This window comes from Nostoc sp. (genome assembly GCF_036917095.1).
Classification (GTDB): domain Bacteria; phylum Cyanobacteriota; class Cyanobacteriia; order Cyanobacteriales; family Nostocaceae; genus Nostoc.
In genome coordinates this window covers 1-23,182 of record NZ_JBALFH010000003.1, presented here as the reverse complement: position 1 = coordinate 23,182, position 23,182 = coordinate 1, and the positions used below count along the sequence as shown (strand labels likewise).

Below are 23,182 nucleotides of genomic sequence, written 5' to 3'. Positions count from 1 at the left end.
GAGAACAATTTTACATGTAATCTAGTTTCACTCTCTACGCTGTACGGTGTCAAAGACTTTTTAATTCCTTTGATTACCACGGGATTAGCATCTCAGCTTTCCCCGTTTTTGCGAGGTTTTTAACGTGAGGCAAAATCACTTACCACACGGATTTAGCCCATAGCGAGCTAGACGATGTTCTAACTCATTAGCATCAAGATTTGAATAACGTTCTTCTAACCACTGTTTTGCTGTTCCTTGTTCATAAGCTTGCAAAAACTCAACTTTTAGAGCTTGTGTTGGCAGCAAATCAATGTTCGATCGCGCTACGGCTTCACCAGCCCATTGAATCGCTCCCTCACCGCTGTAATATTGTTTGCGGACAGCACCAACACATTCTTCTAAGGTGGGTTTGCGGTGAAAAACTCTGGTATGGTTTGCCATCCTGAGTGCATCGCGCTCTGGATCGATTCGCCAATTGCCATTTTCATCTTGCTGCCATAAGTTATCTTTGGCATCGGCGAACAAACTATCTTCGCTAGAACCTTGCCTCATGCCAGCTGAGCGCCTAATGTTGCCGGCAACAATTGTTACCGCACCTTGATCGATTAACAAACAGCATTCAACTGAATTTAATTGTCGTCCTACAGCTTTATTCAGAATGGATGCACAACGTTGATAAAGTCCGGGTAATTTTACAGGATTAGCAACTCCTCCAAAGCCGTTGAGAGTTTCTCCCGCTTTTCGGACATCGCTGATATCAACTAATACTTCAACTTCTGCTGAAAATTGTTCGTTAGTGGAGAGTTCCAATAGGGCTTGATATGATTCAACCCAACCTTCACGGCTATCTCCAACGTGAATAGTGACGTTATTGCCTTCTATATGAGTTTGAGTATATTCACGTCGTAATTGCACAGGAGTGCTGCCAATCTCACCTTGTACAGTGACATTCAGTTGATTGCGGATGGCGGGCAACTGGTTAATAAATTGTGGTTCTAAGACGGCTCCAGTACCACAGCCCATCATTGCCAAATCCATCATTAATCCGAAGGCACTCCAGTCTTCGAGATTAGTAGAGGTGCAATTATAAGCGCCGGAAAAGTTCTTTGGTTTGGTTATCCAGTCTGTGCCACCAACCCATAGCCAGCGTCCACTGGGCATAGCTTTCAAGTTGCGCTGCATCTTATCCAGTATGGCAGCTTCTTCTTGAGTTAGCTTTCCCAACTCAACTAAGCCGAGTAGAGTGCGATCGCATACCTCATCCCATGTTTCCCTTAGTCCCGCCTTTGTGCGGCGGCTATAGGTTCTAAAAAATACGGGATTCGCAGCCGGTGCTGTTTCGGGAAACTTTGCACTCTGGCGTTTTCTTTCTAGCTCTCGAACCATATATTAAGTGTCTTGCGTTCTTGTTGCGTGCGGACAGATTATGACTATACGCCAAGTGGTTTGAGTATTAAAGATTGTCAAATTGTCCACTTTACGCTAGCTATAGGCCGTACTATTTGCGACATAAATTTATGATGTATAATGTCCCTCACCCTTGGGTAGGATCTCAATATTCAGTTTTAATTAGCACAAATTACTTATAAGTAAATTCTCTTTATACCGATTTTTATTCAATTACTTAGCGGAGGCATAAACTTTGCTGAAAATTATGCAGGTAGAGACTGACGAACATAAATCTCATATACAAGAACTGTTTTGGGAATATTTTAACGAGACTAAGTTGATATTCAGCCATCAGTTCAGCATTAATTTAGATGTGAATACATTCTTTGAACAATATATGGCTCAACTTCACGAATTTATACCCCCTTCAGGACGCTTACTTTTGGGACAATACGAGGCAAAAATAGCCGGCTGCGCTTGCTTGCGAAAAATTGGTGAAGATATTGGCGAAATTAAAAGGATGTATGTAAGACCAGAATTTCGCAAAAAAGGAATAGGTAGAGCATTAATAGAAACTATCATCAATGAAGCTTCTAACATTGGTTACTCAAAGATTCGTTTAGACAGCGCCCCTTTTGCAAAGGAAGCACATACACTTTATCGTGTATGTGGCTTTCAGGATATCGAGCCGTATTTAGAAAAAGCAGAGATTCCTTTAGAACATCGAGCAAACTGGGTTTTTATGGAATTAGTTTTAAAATGATCGATATCCGTTGTGAAACTTTCTCAGACTACACAGTAATAGCTGAGGTGAATACATTAGCTTTTGGGCAAGAAAACGAGGCTAAACTTGTAGAGGAAATTCGCTCTTCTGACCGCTATATTCCCGAACTTTCTCTGGTTGCAGAGTTTGAAAATGTTGTAGTCGGTCATATTTTATTCAGCTATATTGAACTGGTGGGCGAAGAAACACTACAGGTTCTCGGTTTAGCACCTTTGGCAGTTCATCCACAATTTCAAAGACAGGGTATTGGTAGCGCACTAATAAAAGCGGGGTTAGAAATAGCAGAGGCAAAGAAAGAAGCCATAGTAATTGTACTAGGTCATCCCGAATTTTATACTCGCTTTGGCTTTCAGCCTTCTGTTGTTTATGAAATCGAGTCTCCTTTTCCAGTACCAGAGGATGTTTTCATGGTTAAAACACTGCAAAGTTATCAAAAAAGGTATAAGGGAAAGGTTGTTTATCCAGCTGCTTTTGATGGAGTATAGTATTATTCCTGCGTAGATATTTACAATCAACAGTTGTTAATTTCTATATTTTGTGTGCGGTATATCTGAAATGGTGCGTTATACAATGTCCGCTTGATTACTTATTAAACCTTAAGAACCCCACCCCGCCTGCGGGGAGGGGCTGGGGGTGGGGTCAGTGGCTGTGATACAGTCATAACACACCATACTTAATATTTACTTTATAAATAGGTTCTTAATGACAGTTTGAGCATTCATAACCACAGCTTAAGTTGTGTTAACTACAACTTTAATTTTATTTATAAAATCATGAGTATTTATAATTAATGCTTAAGCTGTATTAACTACAGCTTCAAGTTTACTTATGACATCATGAGCGTTTGTAATCACAGCTTGAGCATCTATAACAACAGCTTAAGATGACAGAACGGCTGTGAGATCAAAGATGATTTGTGTAATTTATTTTTGTTTGTTCTGTTTTTGCTTCAGCAATAGACCTGCAACACCCAACATCAAGTTTCACGAATTAGGGGTTGCTGAAACTATACCCTTTGCCTCTAACGCCGCCGCAACCCGTAAAATTAATGCTTCATTATATGGTGCTGCTATCAATTGCACACCTAAAGGTAAAGCATTTGGGCGCTGAATTGGTACTGATAAAACGGGTAAGCCAATAAAAGATAATGGTTGAGTAAATAACCCTAAATGAGGACGAACAAGGATTTCTTCGCCATCCAAAATCATGGTTTGTTGACCGATTAAGGGTGCGGAAATTGGTGTAGTTGGGGCGAGAATCACATCCACATTTTGAAAGACTTCCCGAACGCGATCGCGATACCATTTTCTAAAGCGTTGTGCTTGGAGATACCAGCTACTAGGAATTAACGCCCCAGCTAAAAAGCGATCGCGTGTTGCTGAATCAAAATCTTGAAGACGCGATCGCAATTTATCCAAATGCAGATTTGCGCCCTCGCTAGCTGTAATCACAAAAGCTGCTGCACGGGCGCGGTGTGCTTCTGGTATGGTTACGTATTCAGTGACTTTCATTGCATCAGCTACTTTTTGGACTGCTGCTAAAGCTTCCAGTTCTGCACCTTGGGTGAAATAATCAGCAGCAACTGCAATTCTGATATCAGAAATATCTTGTTTGAGTTGTGATAAAACCAATTGAGGCGGACGCTTTGTACAAACTGGATCGCGATCGTCTTCTCCTTGAAGCAGATCGAACACCGTAGCGATATCCTGCACCGAACGCGCAAAAGGGCCAATGTGGTCAAAACTGCTAGAAAATAAAGCTACCCCAGCACGAGATAACCTTCCATAAGTCGGCTTAAAACCAAAAACGCCACACAACGCCGCCGGAACGCGAATTGAACCATTAGTATCAGAACCCAGCGTCAACGGTACTAACCCAGCAGCAACAGCCGCCGCCGAACCACCCGATGAACCACCAGCAACTCGCTGTAAATCGTGGGGGTTGTGAGTAACACCGTAATGAGAGTTTTCCGTCACAAACCCATAGGCGTACTCATCCATATTCAAAGCGCCAATTAGCACAGCACCCGCTTGTTTCAGCTTCGCTACTGCGGTTGCATCAAGGCTTGCTGCTGGGTTTTCTGCATTGATTTTCGATCCCGCCAGAGTTGTTAAACCTGCGACATCGAAGAGATTTTTCACCGCAAAAGGCACACCAGCAAGGATTCCAGGATTATTACCTTGGGCAATTTCCCTGTCAATCCGGGCTGCATCCGTTAAAGCTGTCTCAGCAGTTATAGTCGTAAAACAATTGAATAGATGATTCCGCGTTGCTATTGCTGCTAATGCAGTTTTAGTAACTTCTACTGCGCTAACTTCACCTTCGCGTACAGCAGTTGATATTGTTATGGCATCGGCTGAATCAAAATTCATGCTGAAATATTAATAGATAGCGCGTTTAGCTTTTTGAATAATAGCAGTTCGCATAGTTTTTGCTAGTTGTAGCAAAATAGCGGTAAGACCTAAATCTAAAATACAAGAGAATAAAAACCAAAAGGGCAGAAATTCATCTTCAGGATTTTTAACAGCTTCTTTAAGAGCGATCCGATTTAAAATATTTGACCCGATCATAAAACCATATAGCGGCCCGATTAACGATCGCACTTCTTCACTCAAACTTGTTAAATCACCACCTTCCACTTTAAATCGATCGGCAAAAGTAGACAAGGTGTTGGCTATTCCCCAAAAGCTATATATAGGAATTAAAAATCGTGCGATCGCCCCTCCTGGCGTAATCGGATATTCTTTGAAGAGATTCCTTAAATCGGCATGGAGACGATATAGCCAAATCATAAAAACAACGATTGAAATTAAATTGATAAAAAACGAAACTATTGATACTAGTCCATCAAGAGAAGCAAGTAGCCGATAAACTGGCTTTGCTATTACTTCCAACAAGGATAATAGCGTAGAAACAATACCAAATCCTAACACCACCCAAAGCAACCGCACCAACAATCTACCGACACCCGCAGACTTCAATGAACTAGTAGCATTGAAATTATTCATACGATCTTTTCAAGGTATAGTCGGTCAATATCTTAGTATTGTTAGTTATATTGCAAACTCAGTAAAATTACTAAAACATTAACATAGCTATTTTTGAAGCGATTATGGTTCAAATATTGGTGCTACTTCAATTTCTTCCGCTAAAGGGAAAGAATTTACCAAATTAGCGATCGCACTAATTCTCTCAAAATTTGCCACCACCCCATCACGATACTCATCTCTTATCTCTAAATCCAACAATAACGCCATTTGATCGACATACTCACCCACATCAAACCCTTCCCTTCTCATCTCTCTGCGTCCTCTGCGTCTCTGCGGTTCGTTATTCTAAACTTATAACTTCTTAAATAAACAATGAGATTAATTTTATACAGTAAACCCGATTGTCATTTATGTGAAGGCTTGCAAGAAAAGCTAGAACAAATCCAAAATCTCAGTTTCGAGTTGGAAATTAGGGATATTACGACTCGTGAAGATTGGTTTGCTGAGTATCAGTATGAAGTGCCCGTACTTTATTTATCGAACCGCAGAGGCGCAGAGGACGCAGAGGATGAAAAGGGGAGTGAGAAACCATTGCCGCGTCCTTCACCTCGTGCTAGCGTGCAGCAGTTGGAGCAAATGTTGCGTAAGTATTTAGCCAATTAGAAAAAAATAATGCAGAATAAGCGCAAGATCAAGAAGGTGACGAGGTTCACAAGATGAAATTGCGGGAATTACTAACGGCGGTAGACAGTGTAGAACAATTGCCTAGCCATCCTAATTTGGAGGATGTGGAAGTTAGGGGTTTGAAGACGAATTCCCATGCTTGTCGCGTGGGAGATTTGTTTATTGGGATGCCAGGAACGCGGGTTGATGGTGGGGAATTTTGGCAAAGTGCGATCGCATCGGGGGCTGTAGCTGCGATCGTTTCTCCTGAAGCTGCACAAAAAAATCCTCCCACAAATGAGGCTGTGGTAATCAGTGCAAGTAACATAACTCAAGCTTGTGCCCAGATAGCTAGTGCTTTTTACGGTTATCCGGGACAAAAACTCAAGCTGGTGGGTGTAACTGGTACAAATGGCAAAACTACAACAACTCATCTGATTGAATTTCTGCTCGTTAAAGCTAATCTAGCTACAGCTTTGATGGGAACTCTCTACACTCGTTGGGCAGGTTTTGAGCAAACTGCTGCCCACACTACACCCTTTGCCGTAGAACTGCAACAGCAGCTAGCAGAGGCTGTAAAGGCTGGTAGTGAGTTCGGGGTGATGGAAGTAAGTTCTCACGCTTTGGCTCAAGGTAGAGTGTTGGGTTGTCAATTTGATGTAGCCGTGTTCAGTAATCTTACCCAAGACCATCTCGACTATCACACCGATATGGAAGATTACTTTGCTGCCAAAGCGTTGTTATTTAGCCCTGATTATCTCAAAGGACGGGCAATAATTAATGCTGATGATTCTTACGGGAAGCGGTTAATTGCCTCGTTAGATTCCGAACGCGTTTGGAGTTACAGTGTCAACGACAACAGCGCCGATTTATGGATGAGTGATTTAAGTTACCAGCCGAATGGTGTCAGTGGTACATTACATACACCAAAAGGTGACGTAGCTTTTCAATCGCCTCTAGTTGGACAATATAATTTAGAAAATCTTCTCGCAGCTGTAGGAGCAGTTTTACACTTAGGGCTAGATTTGCAGTTAGTAGCCTCTGTAATACCTGAGTTTCCCGGAGTTCCCGGACGGATGGAACGGGTACAGATTAGTTCTGACCAAGATATTAGCGTAATTGTGGATTATGCCCACACACCCGATAGTTTAGAAAATCTGCTGAAAGCTGCACGTCCGTTTATACCTGGAAAAGTGATTTGCGTGTTTGGTTGTGGAGGCGATCGCGATCGCACTAAGCGCCCAAAAATGGGTAAAATTGCGGCTGAGTTAGCTGATGTTGCAGTGGTGACATCAGATAATCCTCGGACTGAAGACCCAGAACGGATTTTGCAAGATATTTTAGCGGGAATCCCTGACACAGTTCAGCCAACTGTAATTTGCGATCGAGCGATCGCAATTCGTACCGCTATTTTACAAGCACAACCCGGAGATGGAGTGTTGCTTGCTGGTAAAGGTCACGAAGACTATCAAATTCTCGGCACTGAAAAAATCCATTTTGACGACCGAGAACACGCACGCGACGCTTTACACGAAAGACTCAAGATACAACGTTAATTTGAGCATTGGGCATTGAAAAGAGGCAGAGGGGCAGGGTGCAGGGTGCAGAGGGGAATGAAGAAGCAGGGGAGCAGGGGGAAAAGGGGAAACTTTTCCCCTGCAAAGCTCACCCTGCCCCAATTCCTCTTTTCCATCCCCCTGCTCCCTGCCCCCTGTGCGTAGAATTTTTCATAGTTAATATTTTTTTCCGTGGAGATTTTGTAAAAAATGCACGCATAAAGGTGAAAATCGAAGACAGAATTATTTCTTGCTTCATTCTTTTTGTGCTTGACTCATGAATGTTTCTTTGGCTAAGGATCTGTCTGTTTATCAACTGGTTATGGGAGTGCAAGTGCCTCCTAAACCATTGTCCCTCAGTCCTGCTATTCTGCTATCACTGGTGAGAGCGCAAATTGACTTACTAATTGAGCAGCAAATTGCAGCCACTGTATGGGTGAAGCTACCACCAGAAAAAATTTGGCAATCAGAATTAGCGCGTTATCAATCCTCGGTAGGCGCGTCTAGTCTTGTTTATACTTGCCAGATTGAAGAGAGTGGGAAAGAGGGAGATGAAGAAGCAGGGGAAGGTGGGGAAGTAGGGGGAAACAAGGGAGAGGGAAGGTTAAATACCTCCTCATCTGCCTCATCTCCCTCATCTGCCTCATCCTTTTCATCTTCCCATCACATCCCCGTTTACCTATCACCAGATAGCCAAATGCGACGGGAAAACTTTCTGATGGTGTTATCGCCCCAGTTTTGCAGTTTAATTTTGGCTCATCGACCACTTAAAAAACGCAAAAATAAGACAACATCGGGGAAGGTAAATACTAATAAAAACCAGCCATTGCTGATTATAAACACTCTTGAGGGAAGAGTAATTCAGCAAGTATTAGATGGTATAGAACAAGCGATTACGCCAGAATCATCCCCAATACCTGTTGATTTTATTTGTCCAACTGCGCCCCAAGGCGCACTGATGAATCAACTGTTTGCAAAACAACTCTTGCGACAAGATGAAATTAATCGTCAAATCATCACAGTACGCACCACCAAGTTGCAGCAGCAAAATCAAGAACTGCAAAACAAAGAGCAACTCAAAGATGAATACTTAAGAAATGTCTGTCAGGAATTGCGTACACCCTTGACGCACATGAAGACAGCACTTTCGTTATTGAATTCCCCTAATCTTAAACCCCCCCAGCGACAACGTTATTTACAGATGTTAAATACCCAGTGCGATCAGCAAAATTCCCTGATTACTGGTTTGTTGGAACTGGTGCAACTGGAACGTAATTTAGAAGGAACAGCTTTAGAGTCGGTGCGTCTCTCAGATATTGTGCCTGGAGTAGCCAGTACCTACCAACCTCTAGCCCAAGAAAAAGGGATTATGCTAGCCTACACTGTACCAACTGAACTCCCATCTGTTTGGTGCGTGAGCGGTGGTCTGAGGCAAATTGTGATTAATCTGCTGCATAACAGCATTAAGTTTACCCCTAATGGTGGTCAAGTATGGGTGCGTGCCCGTGCTCAAGGCGATTATGTCCAATTAGAATTCCGCGACACAGGTATGGGTATTGCCGAAAGCGATCTTCCCAAAATCTTCGATCGGTTTTATCGCGTGCGTACATCAACAACTGAAGATTATGGTGGTGCTGGGTTGGGGTTAACAATTGTACAGCAATTGCTGCTGCGCTCTGGCGGATCTATTTCTGTGAAAAGTAAATTATATGAAGGTTCTACCTTTACAGTACAACTGGCAAGTGTTGGCAATATCCCAAGAGCGATCGCAATAGAAAATGATTGATAAGTTATGATTATCCCCTGAGTTAACTTTTTGGTGCTATAGCAATCCTGTTTGAATTATGAAAATTTTTAGTCATTTGTCATTTGTCATTGGTTATTGGCACTAATGATTAATGACAAATGACTAGATTTACCCACAGCAATTCAAGAAAACGAGCGATCGCAAAGGCGTGCCAGAAAGACTTATGATCTTTTGCTAGCCGTAGGATGAGTTAAGCTTACCGATGATTGTTAGCTAGAAGTTTTTGGTAGCGCGGCAGTGATTTGGCGGAGCATCATGACTTGCCAATAAGGTATAGGAGCCAGCAATACAGTACCAGTTCCCTCAAAAGTATTAACGAGGAATTCACCAGAGGACATCGAACCTAAAAGAGATTTGGTAGCTTTTTCAACGCGATAATTTAAGGTATTTGTGCGAGCGATCGCAAAATTTCCATCGACAACTAATCGCTCATTTTGCAAATTTATTATTTCTACAGGGCCTTGTGCTGCCATAACCACTCTACCCCTACCTTTGACTTTTGTTTGAAACAAGCCCTCGCCGCCAATTAAGCCTGATACAAATTTGTTTCGTTCAACTCCTACTTCTATAGTGCCATCACTGGCCCAATAAGCACCACTATCTAAAATCCATTCACTACCATCTAATTCTAGAATGTGATATCCCGATAAAGAAGGCTCTAAATATAATTCACCTGTACCTGTATATGTAGGACGGAAAATGTTTTCTCCCGTGGCTAGGGATTTTAAAAATCCACCTGCTGAAGGGGCTTTAGATTGCATCTGAATGTTGCCACGTATATAGTACATAGCACCAGATTCAGTTCGGACTGTTTCGTTTTGCAAAGTTACCTTAACTAAACGTAAACTTTCTCGTTCTATTATTTCAAAACTTGCCATAATTTTTCTTTTGATTTTTGTAGAAATGTATACTTGGCTTTTAATCAGAATTTCTCTACATTTTTGACATTTATTTTTACAGATGGCAAGTCAGAAAATTTAATCAGATTGCTAAAGAAAGTCTATTTGATGAAAATGAATTATCTGTGTTCAGAGAAATATGTCAACTTAATGAAATATAAAATCTTAGGTGATATATGCCCGACTTTTCACACAAGTCAAGGTTTTATTACTATGCTTATTTATACAGAATTACTGTTTAGCTTTACGTAATTTATACGTATTAGATTGTGTCCGTATAAATTAGCCGAGTAAAAAGACCTCTCCCTGGTTTTACTACGTAAAACCTGTCCCTCTCCGACTCGGAGAGGGACAGACTTGAAGTCAAGTTCAAGGCAGGGAGACGTTTGTTGAACTCACGTTAATTTAGGTTAATTCTTATGAAGAAGCTGTAGGGGATAGGGTTGCAGGTTCAGGAACCCCATAATTTTAATTATGGGTTTCAACTATGGATGTCGTATTTCTACGCACTACGTATCCCGAAACACATCTTTATTTATTTTTTCCATATTTAAAAATAGGGGCTTTTACCTTGTAGGGTATGGGGCAATACAGTTAGCTTTTATTCTCTCCCCCTGCTTCCCCTGCTCCCCCTGCCTGCCTTAACAGATAAATGTGCTTAACTGAATGGGGTATGGGGCATTTCGTCTTTCCCCTACACCCCATACCTTGTTTCGATAATTTTCAAAAATAGTTGATGGCTCTTAATTCCTAAGTTTTAACTGCTGACTTCTGTTTATTGCTAACTTCTAAAGGCAGGAAAATCGTCAAAACTTCCCCATAGTGTGGACGCTGGCGCACAATCAGTTTGCCACCGATCGCCTGAAACAAATGCTTTGTTGCGGCGATATTTAAACTAATCGTACCCGTTTCTGGTTGAAACATCAGCAGTTGACCAAGCGCTTTGCGAATTGGTGGCGTTGCAGGCGTGGCGGCTTTATTGGAATCTTTGCAGCCGAATTGGGGCGATAATTGTAACTTCAGTTGATCTCCAGCTGGGATAACTTGTACTTGAATATGACTACCAGCAGGTAAGCTGCGAGTGAAATTCTCTATCAAACCAGTGAGTACCTGATCCAGCATCATAGGATTACTTACCACAGTTGGTAGTTGCTGGGGTAAAACAACATTTAAAGTTAAGTTCCGCCGATGCGCTGCTTGTTCCCAACGGGGAATGCTTTGCTGCAACACTTGATCTAAAGACATCGGCGTGAGTTGAGTCTTTGATGGTTTTGCTGAAGCAGTAGTTTCCAGTTCTGCTGCCTTAAACAGCAATTCCATGCGATCGATTTGCTCAGTACACTCGTGATCGATAACTTTTAAGCGATTGATCGCGCTGGCATCTAAGTCTCGCCGCTTCAGCAGCAGACGAGTCATGGTGCGAATAGTCGTTAAAGGTGTGCGAACTTCATGAGCAAAGGCTTGGAGCAATTCCACATCAGGATTTGAGGTTTGGGCATTGGACATTGGGCATGGGTTATTCTCCTTGTCCTCCTTGTCCCCAGTCCCTAGTAAAGAGTCCCTAGTCTCTTCTGCTTCTGTTAATTCCTGAAGCAACAACTGGCTAAACTGAATCACGATCCGGCAATCTGGTGCTACCGGAGAATACTGTTGTACTAATGCATCCAGGCGGGCAAAAAACTCTGGATTAGCGAGCATTACCCTTGCTCCTAGCGATCGCCAAGCCTGTTGTACAACTTCTGGCTCAAAAGAGAATGAAAAGGTTTTTTTACCGTTTTTGTGTGTTGCTAAAACCAGTACTAATCTAAATTTATCTGTAAAAACCAAGCAAAACTGTTCTGTTCCCAGCGGATCGGCAGCTAATAAGGGAAGTACCGATTCATGGGGAGCAATTTCTTCATTTACAGACGCGATTGCATCTGGCATCTGAAATGGCATCAGCGCCAAGGGATTAAATGGTTTTGCCGTAAAAGTTACTGTTTGTAAGCTTTGAGTTACTTTTGGCTGACTAAATAAAGGTGCTGGTGCAGCTAAAACTAATCCTTGAGTTGTGTCAGCTGAAGCAGCTGCTAAAGTATTTAATAGCAAATGTTCTGTCGCTGCTAGGCTGACACGCCACTGCCGCTCTGCTTTAGCAGGTGAACATTCAGCTACACTTGATTGATTTTCAGCCAAGATTTCGCTCAGACTTGGCAATATCCATTTGTACACAGGCTTTCACCCCTTAATTCAAGAGCGACTAACAGCGTCTAGGGTAGACATTTCACTACTACTTAAGAGGTTATAGCTATTCGTGTACTGATGACAGTGGTAGAACCGAACAATTCGGGCGCAATTTCCCCTCTAAGTGCGATGTCTACGACGGGCTACGCCTACGTACTTATGGGCTGAAAAACTCTTGCGTTGACTTTTACCGATAGGCATGGCGATCGCAGATTGATGATTGTGCTGATTTCGCTTCTCGAATCGGGATTGCAATTACAAACTCTGCACCTTGTCCCGGTGATGAAATGCATTGCAAAGATCCACCATGTTTTTCAGTAATTATCTGGTAGCCGATCGATAATCCCATACCAGTTCCCTTACCAACTGGTTTTGTGGTGAAAAAAGGGTCAAATAAACGCGACTGGATTGCTTCTGGAATTCCCGATCCATTATCAATAATCCGAATGACGACATTTTCATTTACCTGTTCAGAAGAAATGCGAATCAAGGGATTTGGACAAAGTTCTTTTTGGAAACACTCTTCTAAAGCATCGATAGCATTTGCCAAGAGGTTCATAAATACCTGATTCATTTGCCCTGCAAAACACTGAATCTTAGGTATTTCACCATATTCTTTGACTACTTGAATTTGAGGACGATTAGTTTGTGCCTTAAGCCGGTGTTGCAAAATTAACAGCGTACTGTCGATTCCTTCATGCAAATCAGCTGTTTTAAACTCAGCTTCATCTAAGCGAGAGAAAATTCGGAGACTGAGAACAATTTCCCGGATGCGTTTAGCCCCCATCTTCATTGAGGTTAACATCTTAGGCAAATCTTCTGTTAGGTACTCAATATCTGCTTCTTCGTTAGCCTTTTGAATTTCTGGCTCTGGGTTAGGGTAATGTTTCTGATAAAGCTTAATTAAAAACAGCATCTTTTGGCTGTAATCATCAGTGTACTGGATGTTACCGTAGATAAAATTAACCGGATTGTTGATTTCATGGGCAACTCCCGCCACTAGTTGACCCAAACTCGACATTTTTTCAGATTGAATTAATTGAATTTGGGTTTTTTGCAGCTCTTTCAGAGCTTTCTGAAGTTCTGCTTCTGCTTGCTGACGCTCAATAATCTCGTCTCGTAGTTGTTCGTTGGCATTGACCAACTCATCTCTAGAATGTTGCAGATCGTCTGCCATTTTGTTGAACGAGGTAGCTAACTCGCCAATTTCATCCTGAGAGCGAATATTAACTCTGGTATCCAGCTTACCTTCAGCCAGATTTACCACAGCTTCCTGGAGTTGTTTAATTGGTTTTGAGATGCTTCTAGAGATTAAATAAGCTACTGATAGTGACAGTATGCCACATGCCAAACTAATGACAGAAGTGGCAACAATATTTTTTTGGGCTGTTGCTAGGGCTGTTTCATAAAGCGGTGTATATTCCAGAATGACTGCACCAATTATTTCACCCTTACCAGTCTTGAAAGGAACAGCAATCAATCGAATCCCCTTTGGGTACTCAGGACTGGTCTCAATATATGTTCTGGGTATACCATCATGAATAGTTCTACCAACTTCATTATTGCGATCGTGCTCTAATCGCGTACCGATATCTTCTGCAACTACATCTGCCAGAATGATTTTATTACGGTCTACAATCTCCAGATCCCGCTGACGTTGCTTGTGTAGCGATTCTACATGCTGTTGCAAATGGGCTAGCATTTTTTCACGCGATCGCATTTCGTGGTATTCAAGTTCATGACTTACCAAATATCCCAGTAATCCAGCAACTTCTTCAGCCTCTTGTTGAGCAAGATACTTAGCTACTTTCAATTGTTGATGAGCACTAATCCCACCAATTATTACTGACAGAGTAGCCATTCCTAGAATACCCGAAATTAATTTTTGACTAATTTTCATTCCTTGCTCGAAACCTCAAGTGCTGGCTACTGTGCTGAATCAGTTTTCGGGAGTTTGCCCTGATTTTAAAATTCCCACATGTGTGCCTGAAAGCTACAGAGTCAACAGCCATTAGCAAAATCTTTAATCTGGGTTTCTTTTAGCGATGTGCGATAGGCTACTCCCTGCCGTAGGCGATCGCATTTTTTGAGTAGATTAACAATAGACCATCTTAAAGGCAATTTATGACTTCTTTTAATTCAGTTGAAGATTTGGTACTAGTTGCTGGTGCTACTGGTGGAGTGGGGCAACTGGTAGTAGGCAAGTTACTAGAAAAGGGTTTGAAGGTTCGTGTCCTGACACGCAATGCCGCAAAAGCCGAAGAAATGTTTAACCAAAGAGTGGAAATTGCCGTTGGTGACATCCGCCAGCCAGCTACACTGCCAGCCGCAACGCAAGATATAAGCCACATCATTAGTTGTACTGGAACCACTGCCTTTCCCTCTGCGCGATGGGAGTTTGAGCAATCCCCGAACTTGATTGAATGGGGAATAACTTTCCTTAACCCCAAATCTAGTGAAGCAAAAGCAAAAAATAGTCCGGCAAAGGTCGATGCCCAAGGTGTAAGTAACCTAGTAGCAGCAGCACCCCGGAATTTGAAGCGATTCGTTTTCGTCTCTTCCTGTGGAATTGAGCGTAAAAATCAGTTTCCTTTTAGTATTCTTAATGCTTTTGGCGTGTTGGATGCCAAACAGAAGGGCGAGGAGTCCATTATTAATTCAGGATTGCCCTACACCATCATCCGCCCAGGACGCCTCATTGACGGGCCATATACCTCATACGACCTCAACACCCTCCTGAAGGCAAAAACAGGGGGTAAATACGGTGTGGTAGTAGGTACAGGGGATACACTTTCGGGTGATACCAGCCGGATTGATGTAGCAAACGCTTGTGTGGAATGCCTTGTTCACCCAAGTACTTCTAGGAAAATTTTTGAAATCGTCAACCAGGGACAAAGACCGCCTGTGATTGGCTGGGAAACTCTTTTCTCTGGGCTTGAGTGAGTGCTAAGTGCTGAGTCATATTTTATCCAGTGCCCCATGCCCAATCCCCAATTCCCAATCCCCAATTCTCAGTATTTCTGTAGTTTATTACCTCTAAAGACGGCAAACACCACTCTAGCGTTACGGTTCACCCTAATTACTGAAAGTATTAATTCCCATACATTAGACAGAGTGAAGGCAATAAATCCATGAAACAACTAAAAAAACTATTTAGGTAGTTTAACCGTCCTAAGCAAGGTTCGGGAAACCACCCTTCATGGACTGGCTAACACTAAGCTTCAGTATATATATCAGCATAATCTGGAGTTTTAACCCCAGAAAAGCCAAATCAAAGGTATTGATGCTGAACTGGCTGACTTATTGACCCGGTTGGTTCAAAATTTAGTCCTTTATATTCTCATTCATTCATTCATTTGTAGTTATACGGAGCCAGCACCTAAAATGGCAAAAGTAGTTGGAATTGACTTAGGAACAACGAACTCCTGCGTGGCAGTGATGGAAGGTGGGAAACCCACAGTAATTGCTAATGCTGAAGGTTTTCGGACAACGCCCTCAGTAGTAGCATTTGCGAAAAATGGCGACAACTTGGTTGGTCAAATCGCCAAACGCCAAGCGGTGATGAACACAGAAAATACGTTTTACTCAGTCAAACGCTTCATCGGACGCCGCTACGACGAAGTGAGTAACGAAGCTACGGAAGTTTCTTACAAAGTCCTCAGCAATAACGGCAATGTCAAATTAGATTGTCCAATCGCTGGTAAAGCATTTGCTCCTGAAGAAATTTCTGCAAAAGTTCTTCGCAAACTAGTTGAAGATGCCAGCAAATACTTGGGCGAAACCGTAACCCAAGCTGTAATCACCGTTCCCGCATACTTCAACGACTCCCAACGGCAAGCGACAAAAGACGCTGGGAAAATTGCCGGGATTGAAGTTTTACGGATTATCAACGAGCCTACCGCTGCTTCTCTGGCATACGGATTTGACAAGAAGAGTAACGAAACCATCCTCGTATTTGACCTTGGTGGTGGTACCTTCGACGTATCCGTGCTGGAAGTAGGAGATGGAGTTTTTGAAGTACTAGCCACATCTGGTGATACTCATCTTGGTGGTGACGACTTCGATAAAAAAATAGTTGACTTCTTAGCTGATAAGTTCAAGAAAGCCGAAGGTATTGACCTGCGGAAAGACAAACAAGCCTTACAACGTCTGACTGAAGCCGCAGAAAAAGCCAAAATTGAGCTTTCTAGCGTCACTCAAGCAGAAATTAACCTGCCATTTATCACTGCTACCCAGGATGGCCCCAAGCACCTGGATACAACGCTGACTCGCGCTCAGTTTGAAGAACTTTGCTCCGACTTAATCGACCGTTGTCGTGTTCCTGTGGAAAACGCCCTTCGGGATGCCAAGTTAAACAAAGGCGATATTGATGAAGTGGTATTAGTTGGTGGTTCTACCCGCATTCCTGCTGTACAGCAGATTGTGAAGCAGGTATTGGGTAAAGACCCCAACCAAAGCGTGAACCCTGATGAAGTCGTAGCAGTTGGTGCAGCTATTCAAGCTGGGGTACTGGCTGGTGATGTAACTGGCATCTTGCTGTTAGATGTGACACCGCTATCTTTGGGTGTGGAAACATTGGGCGGCGTGATGACCAAAATTATCCCCCGCAATACAACAATTCCCACCAAGAAATCGGAAGTCTTCTCCACTGCTGTGGATGGACAAACCAACGTAGAAATTCACGTCCTTCAAGGTGAACGCGAATTCTCTAACGATAACAAGAGTTTGGGAACCTTCCGCCTTGATGGTATTCCTCCTGCACCACGTGGCGTTCCTCAAATTGAAGTGGTCTTCGATATTGACGCTAACGGTATCCTTAACGTGACTGCTAAGGATAAAGGCACTGGTAAAGAACAGTCCATCAGCATCACCGGCGCTTCCACTCTGGATAAAAATGATGTTGACCGGATGGTAAGAGAAGCCGAACAAAACGCTTCATCTGACAAAGAGCGGCGTGAGAAGATTGAACGCAAGAACCAAGCCGACTCCTTGGCATACCAAGCTGAGAAGCAGCTACAAGAATTGGGCGATAAAGTTCCCGCTGCTGACAAGACCAAAGTTGAAGGTTTGGTGAAAGAACTGCGGGAAGCAGTTGCTAAAGAAGACGATGAGCAAATCAAGAAGCTTACCCCAGAATTGCAACAAGCGCTATTTGCTGTAGGTAGCAACATCTATCAACAAGCTGGTGGTGGTGCTACACCTGGTGCTGAACCTCAAGATGGTGGTGGTGGTTCTACTTCTAGTTCAGGTAGCGGCGACGATGTGATTGACGCTGACTTTACAGAGAGCAAATAATTTCCCTACTTCTTTTGGGAAGATTATCTTGTCCCACCTCATATTACCCACTCAGGCAAACCCCTGAGTGGGGATTTTTTTTTAGGAGTTCGGAGTTACGAATTATATAAAGTCCGGTTAATCTCTTATGCCATATCCACAAGCACCTTGGACACTTCAGGGCTATGCGATTCAAACTCTGCATTTGGTAAATATTGACCAAGTGCGCCCTTTGATTCCCTTAGAGTTAGAAATTATTTCTGTATGGCCTGGTAAAACTCTCGCTAGCGTCTATTTATCTAATTATGGGTCAGGCTCGGTACTGGAGTACAGCGAGTTAATTATTGCCCCAGCTGTGGTTAATTACCAAAGGAAAATCGGTGGTTGGATTTCTCACATTTATGTAGATAATGCTGATTCGATGGCTGGCGGTCGAGAAATTTGGGGGCTACCAAAGGAACTAGCTGAATTTACCTGGGAACAAGGAAAGCATGTTACTGTGCATCAGGGAAACCAGAAGCTGTGTAGTCTTAAATATAATCAACAAAGTTTGGCATGGAGACAGTGGTTAAGTGCCTCTGCTTTCAGCGCCAAGGGTGCTGATTTGCTAATATTCCCTGCTGAATTTGAGTCTGTGTTGGGTTTGATTGGTTCTAAATTAGAAATCCCCGCCGAAAGTCCTTTTTCTGGAATAGGTTTAGGTCAGCCTTGGTTAACTGTGCGTTGCGAGCAGATGAGTTTGCGAGTTGATGCGCCAAAAGTAGTAGGTCAATCAACGCCGCCTTTGGCGGTAAGGTAGAAGGCAAGCCTGTCCCATGAAGGCAAGAGATTTGATTGAACAAGGAAATGTAGGTTGGGTTTCACTACGTTCAACCCAGCTTACAATTATCTGACATCAAGTTGCTTTTAATATATTGAGGGCATAATCCGGAATCGGGGATTTTAATTTTGTAGCTCTATATATACCTAAAAAAGTAAACATAAGCTGAAGGCTTGAAAGTATGAGGGATAGATTAGATGGTCTATCTGGCAATTATTAATTGTATGTAATATCTAGCAATTTTTTAAATTGAAATGTTTACTTAATTAGCAAGCTTGAGAAAACGACAAAATTAAAAAATTTGCCCTACTATTAATCAATAGTAGGGTTTTTTTTAATAACAAAATTCCTGATTTATCTAATAAATTGATAATCTAATCTCAAACTTGGGATTATTATTCTGAGAATATCCTAAGTTCCCAACATCTGCAAGTTATGCAAGGTGGCGTAAAGCCCTCCTTGTTCTAGTAGTTGCTCGTGACTTCCCTGTTCGATTAATTCGCCGCGCTTTAGAACAAAAATCCGGTCTACATTGCGAATTGTAGACAAGCGATGAGCGATAATAATGGCGGTACGTCTGAGCAAAAGCTGGTTTAATGCCTCTTGAACTAAAGCTTCTGTACCAACATCCAAACTCGCGGTAGCTTCATCTAGTACCAAAATTTGAGGATTGCGAATGGCAGCCCGCGCAAAGGCTAAAAGTTGCTTTTGACCACTAGAAATATTTGTACCCCGTTCTCGAAGTTGAGTATCGTAGCCTTGGGGTAGTTCTTCTATAAACTGGGCAATGTTGGTTTCTTCTGCTGCTTGTTGAATTTGTTCAATGGTATAACCATCTCCTAAAGAAATGTTGCTTTTTACATCGCCAGCAAACAAAAACCCTTCTTGTAGAATTACTGCCATGTAACGCCGCAGTTCTGCCTGTGGTACCTCTCGAATATCAACGCCATCTATGAGAATGCGTCCTTGGGTGGGTTCGTAGAGGCGGCACAAAAGACGGATGATCGAAGTTTTACCCGCACCTGTGGGGCCGACTAATGCCACTTTTTCACCGGGATGAATGGTAAAATCTAAGTCTTTAATTACGTAATCATCATTTTTGTAAGCAAACCAGACGCGCTCGAAGCGAATTTCTCCTAGTTCAGGCGGGGAAGTCAGGTCTGGGGATTCTAGATTTGCAAGTATCTCATCTATATAACCGAATTTAGCATCAAATATTGAGAAGCGCACATTGGCGCGATCGCGGATTTCTATCGGTTCATCTAATACATCGCCTACGCGTTCAATGGCTGTGAAACCAGCTTGAATTACCGTAAATTTTTCCGCAAAATCTCTTAAAGGATCGAATAATCGCTGGGCATACAAGACAAATGCAGATAATATTCCAAAAGTCAAGCTTTTTCCCAACAGTAACCAACCACCCAACAACAAAACACCTGCGATCGCAATCAGTCCAATCCATTCCAAGGTTGCTGAAACCGCTGCATCATAAAAGATGGTTTTATCCATTTGCTGAGTGTACTGTTGGTTCGTGGCGCGAAACAATTCAGCATTAAATTTTTCTCTGCGGAACAACTGCACTACGTTAATGCCAAGTACATTTTCTTGTAGTTGTGAGTTCAGTATAGAAAGTTCTTCCCGACCTTTGTAATTGGCTTGGCGGTACTGTTTCTGCAAGGAAACAATCACCCAGCTAACTGGTATCAGCATCAATAGCAGCAAGCAAGTGAGTTGCCATTGAATGGAAAACATGAAACCCAAAGTCACCAGCATGGAAAACAAATTGGACACTATGCCAATTGCCCCAGTAGAAAAGACATCGCCTAACACTTCCACATCGCTGGTGATTCTGGTAATTAATTTACCTACGGGCGTGCGGTCAAAAAAGCGTACTGCTAGAGATGTCACATGCTGGAATAAGTCTTGGCGAATTGCTGCGGTAATTTGTTGCCCTAGCTTTTGGACTATATAACCTTGGAAACCTGTCAAAATCAATCCGATTGCGATCGCAATCACTAATAATCCCTCTAGGATATTTAACCCTTCTGACAAGGGGCGATTCCTGAGAAATTCGTAAGTGCTTGGTTCATTGCGAATCAGGGAGATAGCTTGGCCAATCAACAGTGGTTGTACGGCATTAGCTAGCGCCAGCGGTACGAGTAGGCACATCGACAGCGTTAACAGTCGTCCGCTACGACGCGCATAAGGCACTAAACGCAAAAACAACCGCCAGTCATTTTCACTCCGACGATGTTGCGTATAAGATTTTTTGAGAGATTGGTAGATGCTCATAGTAAGAGCATTATATTAATGTTTGTAAAAAAATACGCTTGTTTAAAGTAGCGTTTGTCTTCCTACTCTGATACCATGCCTGAGATAGAAACTGCAAGACTATTACTAAGACCCTATACTCCTCAAGACCTAGATGAACTTGCTCCCATTTCGAGCAACCCAGCAGTTATGAGGTATTCACCTAGAGGGGCTATACCTAAAGATTGGGTCAAAGAAGTCACCCAGGAAATATTACAATTTTTTATTACACACTGGCAACAGCACGGTTTTGGTGTGTGGGCTGTAATGGAAGTGCGATTCGTTGATTAGTGAATCACGGCATTCAGTCCGTAAATAACTAATCCAGTCTGACAGCAGATTACTGTCACTAAAGGCTGAACTCTCGGTTTGATGTAGGTGAAAGCCCTACCATTCAGACTCAGAATTGACTCCTTATCTGCCCACACCGAACAAGCTCGGTTCTTGTAGAGTGAAGCTGGGAACAGGGTGCAATCAGACGACCGTTGCGGGTTGACACTGGCGCTAACAGGGAGTTCCCATGATGAAACAGAGCCTATAAAAGCGACTTACCAGCAGGCAGGGCGCAACGCAAAACCCCCTGACCTCACTGGAGTGCATTCCCGCCGAACAATTCCATAGTATCGGCAAAGAGTCTAGGGAATCCAGTAGTTGAATTGGCTACATCTAACGGAACAATCAATCTCACCGAGGGAACGAATAAAAACGAATCAAAGGTCTTGGGGAAAGTCGAACCCCAGGTAGGTAAGACGAGATACGGAACTCCTCTGATTCGGGTAGGACAGACCGTAATTGGTCTGAGGTGTTCAGAAAATACAAACTCTAGAAGAGAAAATGATTAGACACAGTAAACATACTAGTGAATCTTGGAGAGCATTACCGTGGAAGAAATTCCGCAGAAATCTTTTCCGCCTTCAAAAGCGCGTATTTAAAGCTGTTCAAGTTGGAGACAAGCGGAAAGCTAGGTTACTCCAAAAGCTTATTCTAAAATCTACCTCGGCTCGATTTCTTGCAATTAGACAAGTATCTCAGCTAAATGCTGGTAAAAAGACGGCTGGTATTGATGGGAAGAAATCCCTCTCATTTGAAGAACGCTTCAACCTTGAAGAACTACTGAAAATGAACAACGGAAATTGGAAACATCAAGGACTACGGGAAATCCCCATCCCCAAAAAGGACGGGACAACCAGAATGCTAAAAATACCAACCATCGCAGATAGAGCTTGGCAATGCCTCGCAAAATACGCACTCGAACCAGCACACGAAGCCACTTTCCACGCCAGGAGTTACGGGTTCAGAACTGGGCGCTCTGCTCATGATGCACAAAGATACATCTACAATAACCTACGCTCTTCCTGCAAAGGAATAGAAAAACGAGTAATCGAACTCGATATTGAAAAGTGCTTCGACAGGATTAATCACTCAGCAATAATGGATGAACTCATTGCTCCTAAAGGCTTAAAACTCGGAATATTCCGATGCCTCAAGGCTGGAGTAAACCCAGAATTCCCCGAACAGGGAACACCTCAAGGGGGAGTGGTCAGCCCACTATTAGCAAATATCGCGCTAAACGGAATCGAGAGTATACACAGATACCACAACGAATACAGCTGCGGTAAAAGTATCACAGACAACACTCCAGAAAAGAAAATTGTCGAGCCATCAATCCGATACGCGGATGACATGGTTATCATACTCCGACCCGAAGATGATGCAACAGAAATACTTGAAAGAATCAGCGAGTTCCTCCGCCATCGCGGAATGAATGTAAGCCAAAAGAAGACCAAAGTTACCGCCACGACAGATGGGTTTGATTTCCTCGGATGGCACTTTAAAGTCCAGAGAAACGGAAGATTCAGAAGTACCCCCTCAGTGGATAACTTCAAAACATTCCGTAAGAAAGTAAAAAACATCGTCAACAACTCGAATTATGGTGCTACCACAAAGGCTGAGAAACTAGCCCCGGTAGTTAGAGGTTGGAGGAATTACCACAAGTTCTGTAAGATGGACGGATCAAGGCATTCCCTTTGGTTCCTAAGCCATAGAACTTACAAGGTATTCAACAAGGAATCAAAACAGACACGCCAATCTAGCGAAAAGCTAGTTAAAAAGGCGTTCCCATCAGTTCCTAACTCCGAAAACAAACACATCTCAGTCAAAGGAATAAAATCCCCTTACGACGGAGACACTGCCTACTGGAGCGAACGTAACAGTAAACTCTACGACGGTGAAACCTCTAAAGCCCTTAAGAAGCAAAACCATAAATGTGCTTCCTGCGGTTTGAAATTCACTGATGAGGAACGGATTCATCTGCATCACATCGATGGAAATCACGCCAACTGGAAGAGAAATAATCTTGAAGCAATTCATGAGAGTTGCCACGATTACAAACACATGAGCAAAAGCGCAAGCTGAGAACATCGGAAGCTGGGTGCGGTGAAAGTCGCACGCCCAGATTGTGCGGTTCGTTGATTGAAACCGAAGC

At 42.8% G+C, this 23,182-nt stretch carries 17 protein-coding genes and 1 pseudogene; 10 read left to right on the top strand and 8 right to left on the bottom strand.

The annotated features are described in order from the left end of the window. Nucleotides 1–138: 138 nt before the first annotated feature. A pseudogene (gene nrdJ, locus V7L01_RS01020) lies at nt 139–1,368 on the bottom strand (ribonucleoside-triphosphate reductase, adenosylcobalamin-dependent); the annotation flags it as partial. A gap of 256 nt (nt 1,369–1,624) precedes the next feature. Between nrdJ and V7L01_RS01015 the strand changes: the two are divergent. Beyond that, entirely contained in the window at nt 1,625–2,134 is a 510-nt protein-coding gene (locus tag V7L01_RS01015) for a GNAT family N-acetyltransferase (RefSeq protein WP_335031074.1), read from the top strand. Then, the gene (locus tag V7L01_RS01010) at nt 2,131–2,640 is read left to right on the top strand and encodes a GNAT family N-acetyltransferase (protein WP_335031072.1); all 510 of its coding nucleotides are present in this window, start codon (nt 2,131–2,133) and stop codon (nt 2,638–2,640) included. The genes V7L01_RS01015 and V7L01_RS01010 overlap by 4 nt, the downstream gene beginning before the upstream one ends. A gap of 498 nt (nt 2,641–3,138) precedes the next feature. On the opposite strand, the gene V7L01_RS01005 is transcribed toward V7L01_RS01010, so the two are convergent. The 3 genes from V7L01_RS01005 to V7L01_RS00995 form a co-directional block, all read right to left on the bottom strand. After that, nucleotides 3,139–4,527, bottom strand: coding sequence for an AtzE family amidohydrolase (locus V7L01_RS01005; RefSeq protein WP_335031070.1), 1,389 nt, complete (start codon nt 4,525–4,527; stop codon nt 3,139–3,141). Between the two features lie 9 nt (nt 4,528–4,536). After that, nucleotides 4,537–5,163, bottom strand: coding sequence for a DUF4328 domain-containing protein (locus V7L01_RS01000; RefSeq protein WP_335031068.1), 627 nt, complete (start codon nt 5,161–5,163; stop codon nt 4,537–4,539). A gap of 102 nt (nt 5,164–5,265) precedes the next feature. Continuing rightward, complete coding sequence (locus V7L01_RS00995; RefSeq protein ID WP_335031066.1) at nt 5,266–5,454, bottom strand: DUF4089 domain-containing protein; 189 nt, start codon at nt 5,452–5,454, stop codon at nt 5,266–5,268. A 63-nt stretch (nt 5,455–5,517) separates the two neighbouring features. On the opposite strand from V7L01_RS00995, the gene V7L01_RS00990 reads away from it, so the two are divergent. The 3 genes from V7L01_RS00990 (at nt 5,518) to V7L01_RS00980 (ending at nt 9,150) form a co-directional block, all read left to right on the top strand. After that, nucleotides 5,518–5,808: a glutaredoxin family protein gene (locus V7L01_RS00990; RefSeq protein WP_335031064.1), complete on the top strand. Its 291-nt coding sequence runs from the start codon at nt 5,518–5,520 to the stop codon at nt 5,806–5,808. 53 nt (nt 5,809–5,861) lie between these two features. Then, nucleotides 5,862–7,364 (top strand): UDP-N-acetylmuramoyl-L-alanyl-D-glutamate--2,6-diaminopimelate ligase, encoded by a 1,503-nt coding sequence (locus tag V7L01_RS00985; RefSeq protein ID WP_335031062.1) that lies wholly within the window; start codon nt 5,862–5,864, stop codon nt 7,362–7,364. Nucleotides 7,365–7,641: 277 nt separating this feature from the next. Then, nucleotides 7,642–9,150: a DICT sensory domain-containing protein gene (locus V7L01_RS00980; protein ID WP_335031061.1), complete on the top strand. Its 1,509-nt coding sequence runs from the start codon at nt 7,642–7,644 to the stop codon at nt 9,148–9,150. A 230-nt stretch (nt 9,151–9,380) separates the two neighbouring features. On the opposite strand, the gene V7L01_RS00975 is transcribed toward V7L01_RS00980, so the two are convergent. From V7L01_RS00975 to V7L01_RS00965, 3 genes are all read right to left on the bottom strand, one after another. Beyond that, nucleotides 9,381–10,049 (bottom strand): AIM24 family protein, encoded by a 669-nt coding sequence (locus V7L01_RS00975; RefSeq protein ID WP_335031059.1) that lies wholly within the window; start codon nt 10,047–10,049, stop codon nt 9,381–9,383. A gap of 771 nt (nt 10,050–10,820) precedes the next feature. Next, the gene (locus tag V7L01_RS00970) at nt 10,821–12,281 is read right to left on the bottom strand and encodes a sensor histidine kinase (protein ID WP_335031057.1); all 1,461 of its coding nucleotides are present in this window, start codon (nt 12,279–12,281) and stop codon (nt 10,821–10,823) included. Nucleotides 12,282–12,480: 199 nt separating this feature from the next. Then, on the bottom strand, nt 12,481–14,193 hold the full coding sequence (locus tag V7L01_RS00965) for an ATP-binding protein (RefSeq protein WP_335031055.1): 1,713 nt from the start codon (nt 14,191–14,193) through the stop codon (nt 12,481–12,483). A gap of 224 nt (nt 14,194–14,417) precedes the next feature. Between V7L01_RS00965 and V7L01_RS00960 the strand changes: the two genes are divergently transcribed. The 3 genes from V7L01_RS00960 to V7L01_RS00950 all read left to right on the top strand — a co-directional run bounded on the left by V7L01_RS00960 (nt 14,418) and on the right by V7L01_RS00950 (nt 18,366). Continuing rightward, on the top strand, nt 14,418–15,236 hold the full coding sequence (locus tag V7L01_RS00960; protein ID WP_335031053.1) for an SDR family oxidoreductase: 819 nt from the start codon (nt 14,418–14,420) through the stop codon (nt 15,234–15,236). Nucleotides 15,237–15,677: 441 nt separating this feature from the next. Next, nucleotides 15,678–17,588 carry a molecular chaperone DnaK gene (gene dnaK / locus V7L01_RS00955; RefSeq protein ID WP_335031051.1) on the top strand — a complete coding sequence of 637 codons (1,911 nt, stop codon included), beginning with the start codon at nt 15,678–15,680 and terminating at the stop codon, nt 17,586–17,588. 127 nt (nt 17,589–17,715) lie between these two features. Beyond that, on the top strand, nt 17,716–18,366 hold the full coding sequence (locus V7L01_RS00950; RefSeq protein ID WP_335031049.1) for an acetoacetate decarboxylase family protein: 651 nt from the start codon (nt 17,716–17,718) through the stop codon (nt 18,364–18,366). Between the two features lie 432 nt (nt 18,367–18,798). Here V7L01_RS00950 and V7L01_RS00945 read toward each other — a convergent pair whose 3' ends face one another. Then, on the bottom strand, nt 18,799–20,679 hold the full coding sequence (locus V7L01_RS00945; protein ID WP_335031047.1) for an ABC transporter ATP-binding protein: 1,881 nt from the start codon (nt 20,677–20,679) through the stop codon (nt 18,799–18,801). A gap of 54 nt (nt 20,680–20,733) precedes the next feature. On the opposite strand from V7L01_RS00945, the gene V7L01_RS00940 reads away from it, so the two are divergent. After that, a complete protein-coding gene (locus V7L01_RS00940; protein ID WP_335031045.1) occupies nt 20,734–20,988 on the top strand; it encodes a GNAT family N-acetyltransferase in 255 nt (84 codons plus the stop codon). Nucleotides 20,989–21,531: 543 nt separating this feature from the next. Continuing rightward, a complete protein-coding gene (locus V7L01_RS00935; RefSeq protein WP_335031043.1) occupies nt 21,532–23,112 on the top strand; it encodes a group II intron reverse transcriptase/maturase in 1,581 nt (526 codons plus the stop codon). The last annotated feature ends 70 nt before the right edge of the window (nt 23,113–23,182 follow it).